A 16,043-nucleotide genomic window follows, 5' to 3' on the forward strand; every position below is an offset into this window, starting at 1 on the left:
AATTGTAACGTGTTTCCATCAGCAACTTAAACCAAAGGGAATAAAAAACCCCCATAGTTCTGGAGGTTAGTTTTGAAATACATCTATCTCTGGTATTTTAGACAGTAAAATCTTCGCCCAAATATACCTGACGCACTGTTTCATTTTCTAAAATTTCTTGTGGTGTCCCTTCAGCGATGACTGCACCCTCACTGACAATATACGCACGCTCACAAATCGCCAATGTTTCACGCACGTTATGATCCGTAATTAATACTCCAATGCCACGATCTTTGAGGGTACGGATAATGTCTTTAATGTCATTTACAGAAATTGGATCGACCCCTGCAAATGGTTCATCTAACAACATAAATTTAGGATCTGCGGCTAAAGCACGTGCGATTTCAGCACGACGGCGCTCACCACCCGAAACGCTCATACCCAATGAATCTTTAATATGGGTAATTTTAAAATCTGCCAATAGCTCAGTCAAACGCTGTTGACGCTGCTGTTTACTCAGATCTTTGCGAGTTTCTAAAATTGCCATAATATTTTCAGAAATCGTCAATTTTCTAAAAATAGAGGCTTCTTGTGGTAAATAACCAATTCCTTTACGCGCACGTTCATGCATAGCAAGGTCGGACATATCCAAATCATCCAGATGGATCTCGCCTTTGTCCATACGCACCAGTCCAACCACCATATAGAAACTGGTTGTTTTACCGGCGCCATTCGGACCTAGTAAACCGACAATCTGTCCACTGTGCATACTAAAGGAAACATCTTTTACCACCCAACGCTTACTATAGTTCTTTGCAAGATGTTTAATACAAAGTTTTTGTGTCGCAGTCTCAACCTGATCCATTAATCACGCGCTCCTGGGAAGGATTTAGCACTTGAAGGTGGAATAACAATTTGCACACGACCAGACGATGAACCCGTGCTGTTTGGTGTTCCCGTCGCTTCAATATCGCCTTTGTTCATACTATATTTTAAAGTATTACCACGGATACTTGCACCATTTTGCTCCAGCATTGCACCGCCTGACATGGTAATAATACCTGTGTCAGCGTTATAAACAATTTTCTGCGCTTGACCTTTTGCTAGGCCTTTATTGGCATCTAATTGCTGCTGAAAACGTGCAGGTCCACCGGTTGCTGTGATTGTACTGATCTCTTTTTTCTGATTCAGATTGGCAACAATCGAGTTAGCCTGTAAACGCATGGTGCCTTGTTCAATGATGACATTACCAGAGTACGTTGTTACCCCTGTTTTTTCATTAAAGGTCGCACGGTCTGCCACCAAAGAAATTGGCTGATTACGATCCGAAGGAATTGCAAAAGCAGAAGATGCTGCAATAATTCCGATACTGAGTACAACTGCTTTTTTAAGGAAAGCTTTATAAGCTTGAAACTTAAGATTTTGGTTCATACTTTCCTCGAATATTAAAAAATTCGTATTGACCATCATTTAAATTGGCTTTCAATCCCTGACTAACAAACTCTGCTTGTGGAGATTGCACAGTCACTTGACGGTTTGTTTCTATTACACGGGTTTGCGGGAATGCCGTAAGCTCATCAGTTAAAAACTGCATTTTCCCCTGCCCTCGATCTAACAACTTGATAGCAACAACCTGTTGAGACAAAACAACTTTTTTGTTGTCTTCATAACCGTTGGCTTGCTTAGCAAAAAAAGTCGCATTTACAGCGCCATCTTTATACATTGAAGCATTCAAGTTCTCGAGTTTAGTGGTTTGCTTTTGCATATCCTGTTCAAGTCGATCAATTTGAGCACGAATATATAAATTCCCAGCATCATCGGTTTGGGTTAGATTAATTTTTTCTGCTGAATAGGTCATACTCCGTGCAGATTCAGTTTCTAATTTATTCCCTTTACCACTGTAATAGTAATAACCACCACTTACAGCAGCAATTGCAATCGCCGTGATATATAAAACTTTGGTATCCATAAGTGTGGTTCTTCACTAAAAACAATTATGTACGTATATAAGCATTAATGCGGGATTGTAATAAATTTTTCAAGTAGCTCTTGGTAAGTCCCTTTCGCCATCAGCAGCATGTCGCAAACTTCACGTACTGCACCACGACCACCCATCGCTTGTGTGACTAAATCAGCACGACGACGTACTTCAACATGACCATTCGGCACCGTCACTTTCATCCCTGCGATAGCAAAGGCTGAAAGATCAGGCCAGTCATCACCCATATATAAACAATCATCTGGTGAAAGATTAAGCTGAGCACACGCTTCACGCAAAGCTACGCCTTTATCTTCACGCCCTTGAAAAACCAAGTCGACGCCTAAATCTGACATGCGTTTTTCAACAATATTACTTTTACGACCTGTAATAATAATGACTTTAATACCTGATTTTTGCACCAGCTTCATGCCTAAACCATCACGAATATCAAAGGATTTAATTTCATCCCCTGTATTGGTTAATGTCACAAAACCATCACTTAAAATACCATCGACATCTAATACGAGCGCTTGAATATGACGTGCTTGTTCTAATAAAACATAAGATGCCATGGATTAATTTACCCCTGCTTGAATTAAGTCATGCATGCTAATCACACCAATGACTTTATTGGCATCATCAACAACTACAAATTGATTGATTTTTTTGTCACGTAATTTTTCTAAAGCCTTTACCGCACGTGCTTCTTGAGAAATGGTTGCAGGGTTTTGAATCATCACTTCTGAAACTGGCAAGTTCACATCAAAACCTTGCTGCTTATCGATTAAACGGCGCAAATCACCATCGGTGAAAATTCCCAATAAACGATCTTCGCTATCTACAACCGTGGTTAAACCCAAACGCTTATTTGAAATTTCATACAGAACTTTATTCATTGGGGTTTCAGGTGCAACTTTCGGCAGGTCTGCACCAGTATGCATTAGGTTTTTTACATGTAATAACAAACGCTTACCTAAAGCTCCAGCGGGGTGCGAACGTGCAAAATCATCCGCAGTAAAACCACGTGCATCTAATAAAGCCACTGCCAATGCATCACCCAAAGCCAATGTCGCAGTGGTACTTGAGGTTGGAGCAAGACCTAATGGGCAAGCCTCTTGAATATTGCCTAAAGTAAGGGCGACATCGGCATTTTGTGGCATTGGGCCTGTATCATCAGCACTGATGGTAATTAAAGGGACTTCCAAGTGCTTAATTAACGGCATCAACATCATAATTTCATCACTCTTACCCGAGTTTGAAATTGCAATGAGTACATCACCACGAACTAACATGCCTAAATCGCCATGTCCTGCTTCGCCAGGATGCATGAAGAATGAAGGTGTGCCTGTAGAAGCAAATGTAGCCGCCATTTTACGACCAATATGCCCTGATTTACCCATGCCTGTTACCACTAAGCGCCCTTTGCACTGCAAGATAATTTCGCAGGCATAACTGAAACGCTCATCTATTTGCGTTGCTAATACACCTAAAGCTTGTTCTTCAATGCGCAAAGTTTCTAGTGCGGCTTTCTGAAAATCGATTGGATTCGGCATGGCTTGTAAATTCAACGTTGGCAACCTTAAACTCGATAAGAGTTGATTTCAGGGCAATTCATCATTATTTAAATAATGATCAACCCCAGTCTCAAGTAAAAAATAATTTTCGCAATTTTATCATATCTATGCAAATGCAACGTTTCTAAATGTATAACTTTTCACTTGCTTATAAAAATAACGTATAAAACTTTGTGAATCATGGACCTTACGTTATCATGAGAAATCTTTTTGTTATCGCAATATGTAAGCCCTATGCAGCCTTTTGTTCTTTACAATTCAGAGCAACGTAAAAAAGTAGAATTTGTACCACGTAAAGAAGGTCATATCGATATGTATGTCTGCGGCATGACCGTGTACGACTACTGTCATATCGGACACGCACGTGTGATGGTTGCATTCGACTATATTATTCGTTTTTTACGTAGTCAGGGCTGGAACGTCAAATACGTTCGTAACATTACGGATATTGATGACAAAATTATTAAACGCGCCAATGAAAATGGCGAAACGATTACTGCACTCACCGATCGCTTTATTCAAGCCATGAATGAAGATGCGGAAAATTTAGGCTGCTTACACCCTGATGAAGCACCACGCGCGACAGAATATATTGACCAAATGCAAAGCATGATTGGCAATTTGGTCGACAAAGGTACTGCCTACCCTGCAAACAATGGCGATGTATATTTCCAAGTAGAAAAATTTGCCAAATATGGTCGCCTTTCAGGTCGTAAACTGGAAGATATGCAAGCAGGTGCATCGGACCGTGTTGATGTGGAAGTTGAGAAAAAACATCCTTTTGACTTCGTACTTTGGAAACATGCCAAAGAAAATGAGCCTGCTTGGGCTTCGCCTTGGGGCAATGGCCGTCCAGGTTGGCATATTGAATGTTCTGCGATGTCGACCTGCTGCCTAGGCAACCATTTTGACATTCATGGTGGTGGTTCAGACCTCATGTTCCCACATCATGAAAATGAAATTGCCCAAAGTGAAGCATCTACAGATGAACAATATGTGAATTATTGGATGCATGTGGGCTTTATTAATGTTGATGGCGAAAAAATGTCTAAATCATTAGGCAATTTCTTTACCATTCGCGATGTAATGGACAAATTCCATCCTGAAGTGATTCGTTACTTTATTGTGTCTTCACATTATCGTAGCCCAGTGAACTTCTCGGATGTTGCGTTAAAAGAAGCCAAAACTACATTAAGCCGCTTCTATCATTCATTTAAAGCCTATCAACAAGTCTATGGCACCAATGTGGTTGAACACTTAGATGACAACCTAGTTGAACGTTTTAATGCTGCAATGCGTGATGACTTTAATACCGCCGAAGCAATTGCTGTGTTGTTTGAAATTAACAAAGAGCTCAATCGTTCGGTTAAAGAAGAAAATGCTGAACAAGCTGCTGTTTACTATTCCACTTTACGCCATTTGACCAATATTCTTGGCATCGTACAGCATGATGTTGAAGACTTTTTAAAATCTGATATTGGACAAGAAGTTCTGGGTTTATCTGAAGCGGACATTGAAGACCTTATTCAACAACGTCAAGATGCAAAGAAAGCTAAGGACTTCGCAAAAGCCGATAGCATTCGTCAATCACTATTGGATCAGGGTGTGGTTTTAGAAGATACACGCCAAGGTACGGTTTGGCGACGTGCTGATTAATTCAGCAATTGCATTATAGAGAGTTGACAGTCAAATTAAACTCTCTATAATGCACATCCATATTGCGGGAATAGCTCAGTTGGTAGAGCACAACCTTGCCAAGGTTGGGGTCGCGAGTTCGAGTCTCGTTTCCCGCTCCAAAATTTAAAAGGCGCTTATCAAAAGATAAGCGCCTTTTTCTATTGATTGTGTATAAGCTTATTTTTATAAAAATGTCTTAAACTTTAAATATAACATCACAAAGTACGAATAGTTGTAACGCACAACGCCCAAATCAAATGACCATTTCAAATTAAACGTTTTTAAGCACTATTCAATCCCATTGACATCGCACCCTTTTCTCAACGGACAAGGTTTACCACCCAGCAAATTTTCAAGCATGTTTTGCATATGTTGCAATTGCATTATCTTCTCCTGAATCATCGCTAATTTTTCTTGCAAAATTAGCTGAAATTGCTCAGCGGGAATCTCATTTTCCCCCACAATATTAATAATTTGTTTTATTTCAGCAAGTGTAAAACCAAGGTTTTTAGCGGTCAGGATTAGTTTTAATTGTTGTAGTGTCTGTTCAGGATAATCCTTGTAGCCATTATTGCGTACCAAAGGCTGAATCAATGCCATCTTTTCATAGAAACGAATCGTATCGCGACTTAGATTCATCTGTTGTGATAGCTCTCCGATTAACATATAAAACTTCCTTTTATATTTTTAAAAATTCTTGACCATTGACTATACTCCACAGTTTAGCTTAAGCAATAACAATTAAACGAGTTTAATTTTATGCTTACGCCATCTCAAACTGCACTTGTGGTCGGTGCAACCGGATTTATCGGAAAATTCCTTATCGCACAATTACTTCGCGATAATACAAGAGTATTTGCTATCTGCCGCAATATCGATGAACAAGAACCTCAATTGCGTCGTTGGCTGACACAGCAAAACATCAATCATCAACAGCTGCGTTTTATTCAGGGCGATATTACTCAGCCCGATTTAGGGTTATCGCCTGAAGATTGGAAAATGTTGAAAGAAGTGAATTACCTATACAATACGAGTGCATTATTCAAATGGCATCTGTCTATGCAGCAGGCTCAAGCTGTCAATGTCGATGGACTGACCAATCTGCTACACAGTGTGAATAAGCATTGTCATTTGCAACGTGCGGTACACTTGTCGGGCTATATGTTGACGCTAGATCAGCATTTACAGGCAGCAGGCATATACCGAGATCATATCGAACAAACTGACTGGTCCAAAATCTATGACACATTAGGCGCTTATGAAGCCTCAAAGATTGAAGGGCATTTTAACTGGATTAAACAAGCAGACCGATTAAATATACCATGGACAATCATCCACCCAGCCACCGTGATTGGTGATGAAATAACCGGTGAAATTCCAGCATCTCAACCCATTACTGCTCTAATTCAGCAGCTTCAACAGAAAAAAATGAATGCCCTTCCTGGCACATCACAGCATTCACTCCCTTTGGTATCGGTCACCATGTTAGTGAATGCTCTGGTACATGCAAGTAAAGACCCTCTCACACTTAAACAAGAAATTCTAGTCGCCAATCCTCAGCAAATATCATTTCAGACGCTAGTCAAAATCATTGGTCAATCGTTACAGATTAATCCTCCGCGCCATTTTATTTCTATCTCTTTTCTAAAATGGCTTTTAAAATGGCGATGGTTAGCAAACAAGCTAGATATGTCCCCAGAAATGCTCAATTTTATCAGAACAGAGCAGCTTGATCTGGGAGCATTCAATCGGCTAAATCAACAATGGAAAATCCCCCCAACAGAGCTGAAAAAAACCATGCAAAAGACTGTGGAATGGGTTACTCACTGAAATGCATGTTATCGTTTAACATTAAACACTCGCTATCTTTTAACTGTGGCATAACCTGTATAAAAATCTAATCCACCGTGCATTCTTAAAATAAAATGCACGGTAATAATCAGCTAAATATCCATTGGTACCATGTCGACCATTTGCCCTACTCATTCATGATCAACATCTGAGAAGAAATGAATAGACCTCTTTCATAAGTCATTTTTCACTCAGTTTTAAATTGTAAATTCCAGCGATTAGATTGAGCCTTAAACTGGATCTTTTACCTCGGTTTCGATAATGCTCTGCAAGAATTTTGAAGGTTTTAAAGCAACTGAATAGATGTGCAATGCCTATGCTTCTTTTGCTAATTTTAGCGCGGAATCTAATTTACACCGTCTTTTGGCTTTTAAAGGTAATAAACTATTCGCATACACCTGATGAATCTATTGATAACCTTTATCTGCAAGGATAAAAGCCCTGCATGGAAAAGGTTGACTTTGAGATGCAAGTGTAGCGTTTGGAGTGCGAATCAGAGAACTTTTATAAACCGATATATTTTATCCGTAGATTATGCACGAACAATAAAAACATGGAGTGCAAAGATTAACCAAAAACTCATTTTTTGATTTATAAAAGAGATTTAATATCGTCAACCATATACCATTGATTTAAATATCAATTTAGTTAATTTTTGTAGAAAGTATCCTCAACCTTAATTAAGGATACTTTCATCAACATAATTAATAAGGAACTTAATAATTAATGGTATAACTCAAGGCAAAAGTACGACCTTCCGCAGGAATTGCCAGAAGTGAATTGGCATTTGTCACCGCAGCTTGTTGAGCAAATACGGTTTTATATTGCTTACCCCATACATTATAAACCCCAAAATCGACACGACCTTTTGCCATAGGGAAATGCGCCAACACATCCATAGTGGTATAACCTTTAATCTCTGCTGCACTGTTACTATCCGTGATTCCCGCAGCTTTTAACTCAAGGTCATCTTTATAAGCTTTGTCTGTCCCTTTAATGGCTAACATTTGAGCGCGTACACCATAGCCATCGGCATTGCTCCATTCCGCAAATAAAGTGCCTTTCATAGGCGAAACAGCAAAGGCATTTAACTCGTGCCAATTATCCGCAGCATCTTTGTACTGGCCACGTGTATAACCCAAAGTGCCCCCCACTTTATAGTTGTCCATAAATGGATAACTCACAGTGGCTTCTGCACCATAAATGCGTTGATCGGTATCTACTATATTGACGGATCGGTCTGAGTTAAATTGAACAACTTTATCCGAGGTATTGTAAAAGCCTGTTAAACCTAAATTTAGACCTGAATCTTGGTTTAAACGCCAACCCAATTCATAGCTATTTACCGTAATTGGCTCAATACCCGAAGTCGTTAAGGTATATGCCGCGACATCACGTAAAACGCGTTGTACATCTGGATAGCTATAGCCTTGAGAGAAGTTGGCATAAAGTTGTTGTGCATCTGTAAGTTTGTAAACAGTGCCTAAGTTGAACAAGAATTTATCTGAATCAGTCGAATCTGCTGCCATTAAGGTATAAGGCTTACGTGCTGTTAAATAACTGTCGGTATCCGCCTGAACATATTGATAACGTACACCTGCCTGAATATTGAGGCGATCAGTTAAAGCATAATCTCCTTGTAAAAAAGTCCCGATATTCTGAATTTGAGTATCTGGTCCTGAACCTTGTGTTTCGCCTGTTGGGGTATAAACCAAACCTGTGTTGCTAGGCAGATAAAAGTCAGCCCACTGATGATCTTTTTCCCAGTCATAGTCCAAACCATAAGTTAGTTTTAACTCACGATCTGCCACTTTCAAATCGGATTGTAAGGTCGATCGAATCCCCGCATAGTCCACATTGGACTGACTTTGTTTAACACTTACGCCATCTTTCGAGTAGCCATAAGGGACAAATCTAGATTTTTCATTTCGATAGTAGGCTTCTACATTCAGAATCTGCCCTAAAAAATCCTGATTTTGATATTGGGTATTAAAAGCATAGCGTTCTGTGAATGGCTGTTTGTCTAAGCTCCATCCTTTAATCGCTTTTAAAGAAGGTTCAGTATTTGTCAATAGATAAGAATAATCGGGACCATATTCGGTATCTTGTTCATCTTTATAATATTGCGCACCAAAACTTAAACTTTGGCTATCCGTCAGCTTAAAATTCAGTCGTCCATTTACATCAATAGTATCGGTATCCATCGTGCTGCCCTGCCACGGGCTTAATGAAATACGATCTCCATTGCCATCGAACTGTGAACCACGGCTGGTATAGTCTACGCCCAGAAAACCATCTACTTTGTCATGGGCAAAAGAAGCCGTCTGCCCAACTTGATAAGCCAGACTATCACTGCGGAAATTATCGGCGCTGGTTACACCCAATTTGGTCTGAAAACTGACAGGTTCAGATTTGTCCGCGCGTTTAGTAATAATGTTAATAATCCCACCTGTTGCGCCAGAACCGTAAATGCTGGTTGCGCCCGAAACCACTTCAATATGATCAATCATATTCGGGCTAATACTGTTCAGTTGACGCGCGACATCACGTGATCCTGTTTGTGATACCCCATCAATCATCACCAATACATTACGGCCACGCATGGTCTGACCATAGTTACTGCTGGTTCCGCTGCTTGGCGCAAGCGAAGGTACCAGTTGCGCTAAAATATCAGCAACTTTACGACCTGTACCTGCCTGCTGTGCAATTTCATCTGCTGAAATGGTTTGAACCGTCCCCGCAATTTCTGCAATACTTTTTGGTGTTCGTGTTGCCGTCATCACCAAAGTGGGAAGCTTCGCTTCGACATTTTGTGTTTCAGCCCCTATCGCAACGGAATCATTTGCATAAAGTTGGGTGCAAATTGCTGTTGTAAGCAAGCAAAGACTAAAGTGTGACAAGCGCATTTTTATTTCCAAATAGTAAGTATTAATATTGGTGCAAATAGTAATCATTATTATTACGATTGTAAAAACTTTTATTTCAATTTTTTATTTGTGATGGATTTTAATCAGCTATTATTTATCAATAGAGTTGTAGGACTAAGTTTTGTTTAAAATATAAGCGAAACAATGTCTCCCTAATGGAAGACATTTCTAAAATTCCTATTATTTTTTTCTATGAACGAGCTAATGCTCCACACCTTTCATAAAATTTGTCTCTAAAACAATGATATAAAATGGCTGTTTTTTCTAACATATGAATCTTTTTCTGGGCTTCAAAAGCAATCTCATGGGCGACATATTCATAAGATTTCACACTCTCATCAGGCTCCCCTACAATTTTCTCTGCTGGAGAATGCTCAAAAATAAAATAACTCATCATGCGCATTACAGCTTTAAAATGCCCTTTTCCCACCACACTTTCTTCGCCCAATAAAATATGCCAGCCCAAATCATGCTCTAATGCAGGATAATATAAGGATAACCGATCCCGTTGAGCCTCATAAATTTCTAAATAGCCCACATCCTGCCCTTCAATTTGAATAATATACAAACGTTGATGGTCATCAATCAGCATCTTCTCAAAATAGACAGCCAGCTCTAGTTCGGGTTTGTTCAGTTGCCACTGCGGTATGACGTGAGGTGTATGCATCCATTTATAAAGCAATGGAAAATCTTCAGGTAAAACCACTGCGCGCAGCGCATAGGAAATCCCTTTTTCTGCATAAGAAAAATAATGAGGAAGACTTGAGGATAATGTTTGCATGGAAGTCCTTTCTTTTTTGTCTTAGACCGATATTTAAATGCTGTGATAATACTGTTCAGTTGGATGCTGGCTAAAAAACTGATCTCTTTTTTGTTGTTCCAAAAGTTCCATATGTTGGAATTTTTCTGAATAGAATGCAGCCACCTCAGGCTTTAAAATGAAAACGCCATCTGCATCGGCCACGATTAAATCGCCTGTAGAAATCATTGAATCAAGATATTGAATATCCTGATCAAAGTCGACCAGACTTTCTCCTTCTGCTCGGGTTGTTAAACAACTCACCGCTTGAGCAAATACGGGAACTTTCATGGCACGTAAAGCACAAATATCAGTGACCGCACCAAGAACAATGATGGCGGCCAATTCATGGTAAATCGCTGCACGATGACGTTGTTCCCCCCAACAAGCACGGTAACCCAGTTTCCGCGCATCAATCACCAATACGTCACCTGCTTTGCTTTCTAACAGTGCATTGCGTAGCAGCATGGCATTTATGGAGTTTAAAGTGACCGTTCTCACCCGCCCTACAACATGTTGAACTGAATTAACTGCATAAATTTCAGGTAAATAACCCGTATCTAAAACATGCCCAATGGTTGAGCTAGCAATATTGGCATACTGTGTAAATAAACGATTTAATTGATCTGACATGGACTTTGATCTCTTTCTTGATCCTTTTTAGCTAAAGGGCAACTGCTGCAATATTCACGTTTGGATTCAGGAAGTTGAAAATAAAAACAGCACTTTTTCCTTAAGTAAGTTCCACTGTTTAACTTTCGCTTTTGTTCTAACAAAAGAAATGGATTTTGTTTTAAGCCAAAAGATTCAGCCGGTAAATCTGATAAAAATTGGCGTTGCTGCAAAATTTTTGTCAAAGTCTGTTGGGATGCATTTTGTTTCTGCATCAGGTCATAGAACTGTAAAATTCTGAGCGCTGTGTTTTCCCAAAGCAAAAACTTCTGCACCTTTGCAACTTGACTGATGACCTCAAATACTTGACTTAAATCATCAAAAATCCTCAGCATGGTTGCTTTATAAGTTTGCTGTTGTGTCCACCACGTATCCCTTTTTAAAAAAGTGGGTTTAATATTTAAATGACGGTCCCAATACCATGTCGATGTTATTTGCACTGAAAGCGCAGACAATTCCCAAGGCAAACTCACCTCATCCGTTAATAATGCGTATAAATAAGGGAACAACAGTGGAACTGCCCAATATTTCATAAACATTGAACCTGAACAGGTTAAGTTAACGGCCTGTATACGAGTTGAAAATTCAGTGAGCACCATTAAACACTGCTCAGGATCTAATAGATCGGCAAAACTACATGCATCGTGCATATACAAATTGATTTGAATATTGAGTCTTTCAGCCAAAATATGCTTGGCTTGAGAAAGACCCAATGATTCAAATTCAAGCTCTGAGACAACATTCACGACAGAGATATGGGAACGCACGTTATACTGACCTGTTCAATCATTCTTTTCAGAATTCTGCAACTTCTTGAAGAAATTACAGGTTTGACCCATACGGCTAGGCATGCTTCCAGTTCGATTATCTTGCTCGAGTAAAGGGCGAATAAGCTGTTTATATGGCCAGTGCTCTTTTTCAAATAAAATATGCTGTAAGGCTGAACGGGCTTCATCACTAAATGGCACAGTATTTAGAGCCTCCTGCAACGCTTGAGCCAAAATCTGCCATAACTCGAATGCATTGAGCTGATAATATTCAGCAACTGACTCCAATATGCTGGCTAAATTCACCTGTATCCCTAAGGTCTGTAGGTACAAAATAAGATCTTCTATCGAATCATGATAAAGCGTGATTCTGAAATCATGTGGGCTTAAATACTGCGGATCTTCCAGCCCCTGTTGTTGTAGCCAAGGTAAATAAATGCGTAATGAGTCATGATCACGCAACATAAACCCAGCAAACTGACCCTGTTTGAGAACAATACAAATATTCTGACCATGAATTTCCCCCATTAAACCCAGACGAAAGAGTCTTAAATTCACGTCAAAAAAATCTCGACACAACGTCTTGAAAGTCGCAACGATATTTTCTTTAGTCGACTGAAGCTTTTGCGCCTTTAAAATAAACTCAAATGGATATATTTCTCCCGCTAAACATTGTCCTAAACTGGCCATCGGAATAATTTGGTAAGGCTGTTGTAAGAGTTCAGCAGGAATACGGCGCCGTTGTACCGCTAAATGCATGGGCTGCTCATCAAATAAGGTCAAATTATCTGGAGTTAAATTTTCAGGCTGATGGGGTAAATATGCCCACCACTGATTTTCATCACACAACAACAAACGCGTGTTTAAAACCTCATCCAGTTTCTTCGCATCTTGCAACAGCCTTTGGTTTTTTTGCCCATTGATCATTTTCACAATCGGCAAAAAACGCAGTGACCCCAAAGACTTCACGGCCAAAGGCAGCTTTAGACTGTCCTGTGGTTTTAAGACTGATAATAAACTTCTTAAAGACGAACTCGCATACATTTCGGTAGATTGAAATTCCAATGGAATCATCACGCCATCTAGCAATTCTTGAGCAAATTTTTCCGACAAAATATGCTTAAACTGCCAAATATGCATCGGTAAAACCAGAAACTCATCGCCGATTTCTTTTTGATTTAATTCCTGCTCTAAGGCAGCATATTGCTCATGATCTAAAAAAATTTTAGCGGGTTGCTGAGTTTCAATCTGCGTGACCGCCTGACCATAGACCAGTTTTGCTTTTTTAACTGCGACCCAACGCACAGGAACAGGCTGGGAAAACTCTGGGCTAAATTGCAGATACTCCTCTGCCGAAAAACCATCTTTTAATTTGGCCAGCGGGTGATATGGACGATCCCTGAGTCCTGCATATTGTTCAAGTTGAATAAACAATTCGGCAGGACAATCTAAACCCCACGTTTTGGTACGAATCTGATGATGTGCAGTGAGCTGACTTTGCATCATGCTCAGTTGCAGATCATCTCTAAATGTCTCTAATTTTGCAGTTTCACAATGAGAAAAGTAGCCAAAACGCTGCATCACATCAAAAAAATCTAATGCGCTTAATGCGCGTAATTGATAATTCTGATCTGCTTGAATCCATACTTGGTAAGCAGGCATATGCGGTTGAATGACCCAATCCTGTTGAATTGCCTGCTGTAACGGGAGAACCATAAATTCCGAAAAATCGGCGTGAAATAAAAGTGCGAAAGAGGTTTGATCTAGATACGTCTCGAACAAAGCATTGAAATTCTGCTCAAAACGATCTTTTAACAGTGCCAATGCTTGTGTCTTAGTAAAAATGACATGTTCTGGAATATAACCTTCCACCAAAAAACTATTCACCAAATCCACCAAAATCATTTGGGTCGTTACGGTTGGTGAAAACAACATCGTATTCATCTTTAACCCTCTTGAGCAGTTGGTTTGCGGAACTGATAAAGTGGATTGTTCACCAGACGAAGTTGTACCTCGCCATCTCCAAATAAACGTCTTTTGGTTAAAGATTCAATGCAGAACTGCGCAGCAAACACATCAAATTTTTCATATCTATTTTGATGTTCAGGATTTTGTTGTTGGAAATGATGAATAATGTTGGCCGCAATTTGCCAAAATTGTTGTTCAGGAAAATTGATTTTCTGCTGTAATGTCATCGCAATATCGCTTAGAGCAACGAAAAATAAACAGGCACAACTAAAATCTCGTACGGCATTTAAATCATCGGTCAAAATAAATGACATGCGATTGGCTTTTGCATGTTCTGCGGGTAAGGCATGTAATTGAGGGTATTCATGAGGATGGGTTAAATGTTCTGGACTAAAGCGAACACCATCATGAAAATCTTTTAAAATAATGCGCGTAGGCCAGCCATTTTTATGCACTAAAATAATATTTTGACCATGCGATTCCGAGCCAATACCTTCTGCATGTAATAGAAATAAAATCGGTTGAATCACCACAGAGAGGAATTGTGTCAGCCATGCTTCCGTACCATATTTTTCTAGCCATGGTTGAATCAGCAACTGCCCATCACGTTGAACATGACTGACGCCATTAAGCGGAATCGCATCTTCTTCTGGCTTTAAGTAAGCGTGAACACTTTCACGCCACAAACTCCCAATCGTGCCATAGGCTTGTTTGGCGTGTGATGCAGGTAATTTGCTAAAATCAACCGCAGTGGCATGCACTTCTCTTAAAATTGCAAAATCTAAAGACTTTGCCAGTTCACTATTTTCAATTAAACGCTGTAACCAATCCGTAATTAACGGACCATTCATTGCAGCATGTGCCGCTAAAATTCGTGAACTGGAAGTATTGGTTAAACTCATTGCAAGTTTAATGTAGGGCTTTTCTGGATGCTGTAAATTGGTCAACGTTCTTAAGGACTGTTGCGCAATGTACGCATCACTGCCGTGACCTAAATAGACAATTTTTTGTTTCGCAATTTCTTCAAAGAATGTATGAACCAGCGTATTTTCCCACTGCCAAGGATGTACGGGTAGCCAGGTATATTCGCTGGTATTTAAATCCTGAGCTTTCAAAGTTTGAGAAAACAGCGCTTGATCTTGCTCAGTCAATTGTTGCTGTAAAAACTGTTCCGCATGAATAGACTTCGAGGCATTTTCTGAGAGCAAGGAATGATGAATGGCTAACCATACCAAGTGGATCGGCTGTGCGTATTCCACCCCATATTTCAGGTTGTCCTGTAAGCTAAAGCCAACACGCGACTTGTAACAAGGATGATAAGGATGACCCTCCATTAAATACGTTTCTAGAACATCATAATTGTGCTGTGTCGCAGGAAGTTGAAATTGGTTCTGGCAGTGTTGTGATTGCACATCATGAATAAATGTTCGTTTTAATTCATAAATGAAATCTTCCAATTTAGCTGCATTTGGAATCGCACGGACAATTTCCTCAATCACTTGATTTAATTGTGCCACTGACTGTTGTCCTGCATGGTCTTGACGAATCACCTCTTGTTCATCCAAACGAACTAAACCAAAGCTCAGATAGTGCTTACCGGCTGCACGGTACTGAATTTCTTTTTGATTTTGATCTAATGCTTGGATGATAAATACGTCATTTTCCAATTTTGCATCAATCACTTCTTCAAAAATTAAAGCCTGAAGCAATTGTTTGATGACACGTTGTTCTACTTTCTTCATTGCAGTTTGATCGGGTTGTTGCCAAGCTAAAGTTGCGACATAAGAGGCATTGTTTTTGTGCGTTAATGTGGGATGTAAATGACCCATAACCGATTCCTTCATATTA

At 39.7% G+C, this 16,043-nt stretch carries 14 protein-coding genes, 1 tRNA gene and 1 pseudogene; 3 read left to right on the top strand and 13 right to left on the bottom strand.

Annotation, left to right across the window (positions count from 1 at the left end; all coding sequences use genetic code 11):
- Positions 1-97: 97 nt before the first annotated feature.
- The 5 genes from lptB to E0H94_RS03195 are packed head-to-tail and all read right to left on the bottom strand — an operon-like array spanning position 98 to position 3,513.
- The gene (gene lptB / locus E0H94_RS03175; protein ID WP_131265184.1) at positions 98-844 is read right to left on the bottom strand and encodes an LPS export ABC transporter ATP-binding protein; all 747 of its coding nucleotides are present in this window, start codon (positions 842-844) and stop codon (positions 98-100) included.
- On the bottom strand, positions 844-1,410 hold the full coding sequence (lptA, locus tag E0H94_RS03180) for a lipopolysaccharide transport periplasmic protein LptA (RefSeq protein WP_131265185.1): 567 nt from the start codon (positions 1,408-1,410) through the stop codon (positions 844-846). Before lptA ends, lptB begins: the two co-directional genes overlap by 1 nt.
- Entirely contained in the window at positions 1,394-1,948 is a 555-nt protein-coding gene (gene lptC / locus E0H94_RS03185; protein WP_131325102.1) for an LPS export ABC transporter periplasmic protein LptC, read from the bottom strand. The genes lptA and lptC overlap by 17 nt, the downstream gene beginning before the upstream one ends.
- A gap of 44 nt (positions 1,949-1,992) precedes the next feature.
- Positions 1,993-2,532: a KdsC family phosphatase gene (locus E0H94_RS03190; protein ID WP_131325103.1), complete on the bottom strand. Its 540-nt coding sequence runs from the start codon at positions 2,530-2,532 to the stop codon at positions 1,993-1,995.
- A 3-nt stretch (positions 2,533-2,535) separates the two neighbouring features.
- Entirely contained in the window at positions 2,536-3,513 is a 978-nt protein-coding gene (locus E0H94_RS03195; RefSeq protein WP_131325354.1) for a KpsF/GutQ family sugar-phosphate isomerase, read from the bottom strand.
- A gap of 255 nt (positions 3,514-3,768) precedes the next feature.
- Here E0H94_RS03195 and cysS point away from each other — a divergent pair, with 255 nt between their 5' ends.
- Both cysS and E0H94_RS03205 read left to right on the top strand, forming a co-directional pair.
- Positions 3,769-5,190: a cysteine--tRNA ligase gene (cysS, locus tag E0H94_RS03200; RefSeq protein ID WP_131325104.1), complete on the top strand. Its 1,422-nt coding sequence runs from the start codon at positions 3,769-3,771 to the stop codon at positions 5,188-5,190.
- A 64-nt stretch (positions 5,191-5,254) separates the two neighbouring features.
- Positions 5,255-5,330, top strand: a tRNA-Gly gene (locus tag E0H94_RS03205).
- Positions 5,331-5,499: 169 nt separating this feature from the next.
- Here E0H94_RS03205 and E0H94_RS03210 read toward each other — a convergent pair.
- Complete coding sequence (locus E0H94_RS03210; RefSeq protein ID WP_131325105.1) at positions 5,500-5,877, bottom strand: MerR family transcriptional regulator; 378 nt, start codon at positions 5,875-5,877, stop codon at positions 5,500-5,502.
- A gap of 93 nt (positions 5,878-5,970) precedes the next feature.
- On the opposite strand from E0H94_RS03210, the gene E0H94_RS03215 reads away from it, so the two are divergent.
- A complete protein-coding gene (locus E0H94_RS03215) occupies positions 5,971-7,041 on the top strand; it encodes an SDR family oxidoreductase (protein WP_131325106.1) in 1,071 nt (356 codons plus the stop codon).
- Positions 7,042-7,242: 201 nt separating this feature from the next.
- Here the strand turns inward: E0H94_RS03215 and E0H94_RS18610 are convergent.
- From E0H94_RS18610 to E0H94_RS03245, 7 genes and pseudogenes are all read right to left on the bottom strand, one after another.
- Positions 7,243-7,350: pseudogene (locus tag E0H94_RS18610) on the bottom strand (IS5/IS1182 family transposase); the annotation flags it as partial.
- Positions 7,351-7,778: 428 nt separating this feature from the next.
- Complete coding sequence (locus tag E0H94_RS03220; protein ID WP_131325107.1) at positions 7,779-9,968, bottom strand: TonB-dependent receptor; 2,190 nt, start codon at positions 9,966-9,968, stop codon at positions 7,779-7,781.
- A 211-nt stretch (positions 9,969-10,179) separates the two neighbouring features.
- Positions 10,180-10,770, bottom strand: coding sequence for a GNAT family N-acetyltransferase (locus tag E0H94_RS03225; RefSeq protein WP_131325108.1), 591 nt, complete (start codon positions 10,768-10,770; stop codon positions 10,180-10,182).
- A gap of 33 nt (positions 10,771-10,803) precedes the next feature.
- A complete protein-coding gene (locus E0H94_RS03230; RefSeq protein ID WP_131325109.1) occupies positions 10,804-11,421 on the bottom strand; it encodes an RraA family protein in 618 nt (205 codons plus the stop codon).
- The gene (locus E0H94_RS03235) at positions 11,406-12,227 is read right to left on the bottom strand and encodes a (2Fe-2S)-binding protein (RefSeq protein WP_227548536.1); all 822 of its coding nucleotides are present in this window, start codon (positions 12,225-12,227) and stop codon (positions 11,406-11,408) included. The genes E0H94_RS03230 and E0H94_RS03235 overlap by 16 nt, the downstream gene beginning before the upstream one ends.
- A gap of 15 nt (positions 12,228-12,242) precedes the next feature.
- Positions 12,243-14,171, bottom strand: coding sequence for an IucA/IucC family protein (locus E0H94_RS03240; protein ID WP_131325110.1), 1,929 nt, complete (start codon positions 14,169-14,171; stop codon positions 12,243-12,245).
- 2 nt (positions 14,172-14,173) lie between these two features.
- The gene (locus tag E0H94_RS03245; protein WP_131325111.1) at positions 14,174-16,024 is read right to left on the bottom strand and encodes an IucA/IucC family protein; all 1,851 of its coding nucleotides are present in this window, start codon (positions 16,022-16,024) and stop codon (positions 14,174-14,176) included.
- Positions 16,025-16,043: the final 19 nt, after the last annotated feature.

Source organism: Acinetobacter sp. ANC 4173 (assembly GCF_004331255.1).
Taxonomy (GTDB): domain Bacteria; phylum Pseudomonadota; class Gammaproteobacteria; order Pseudomonadales; family Moraxellaceae; genus Acinetobacter.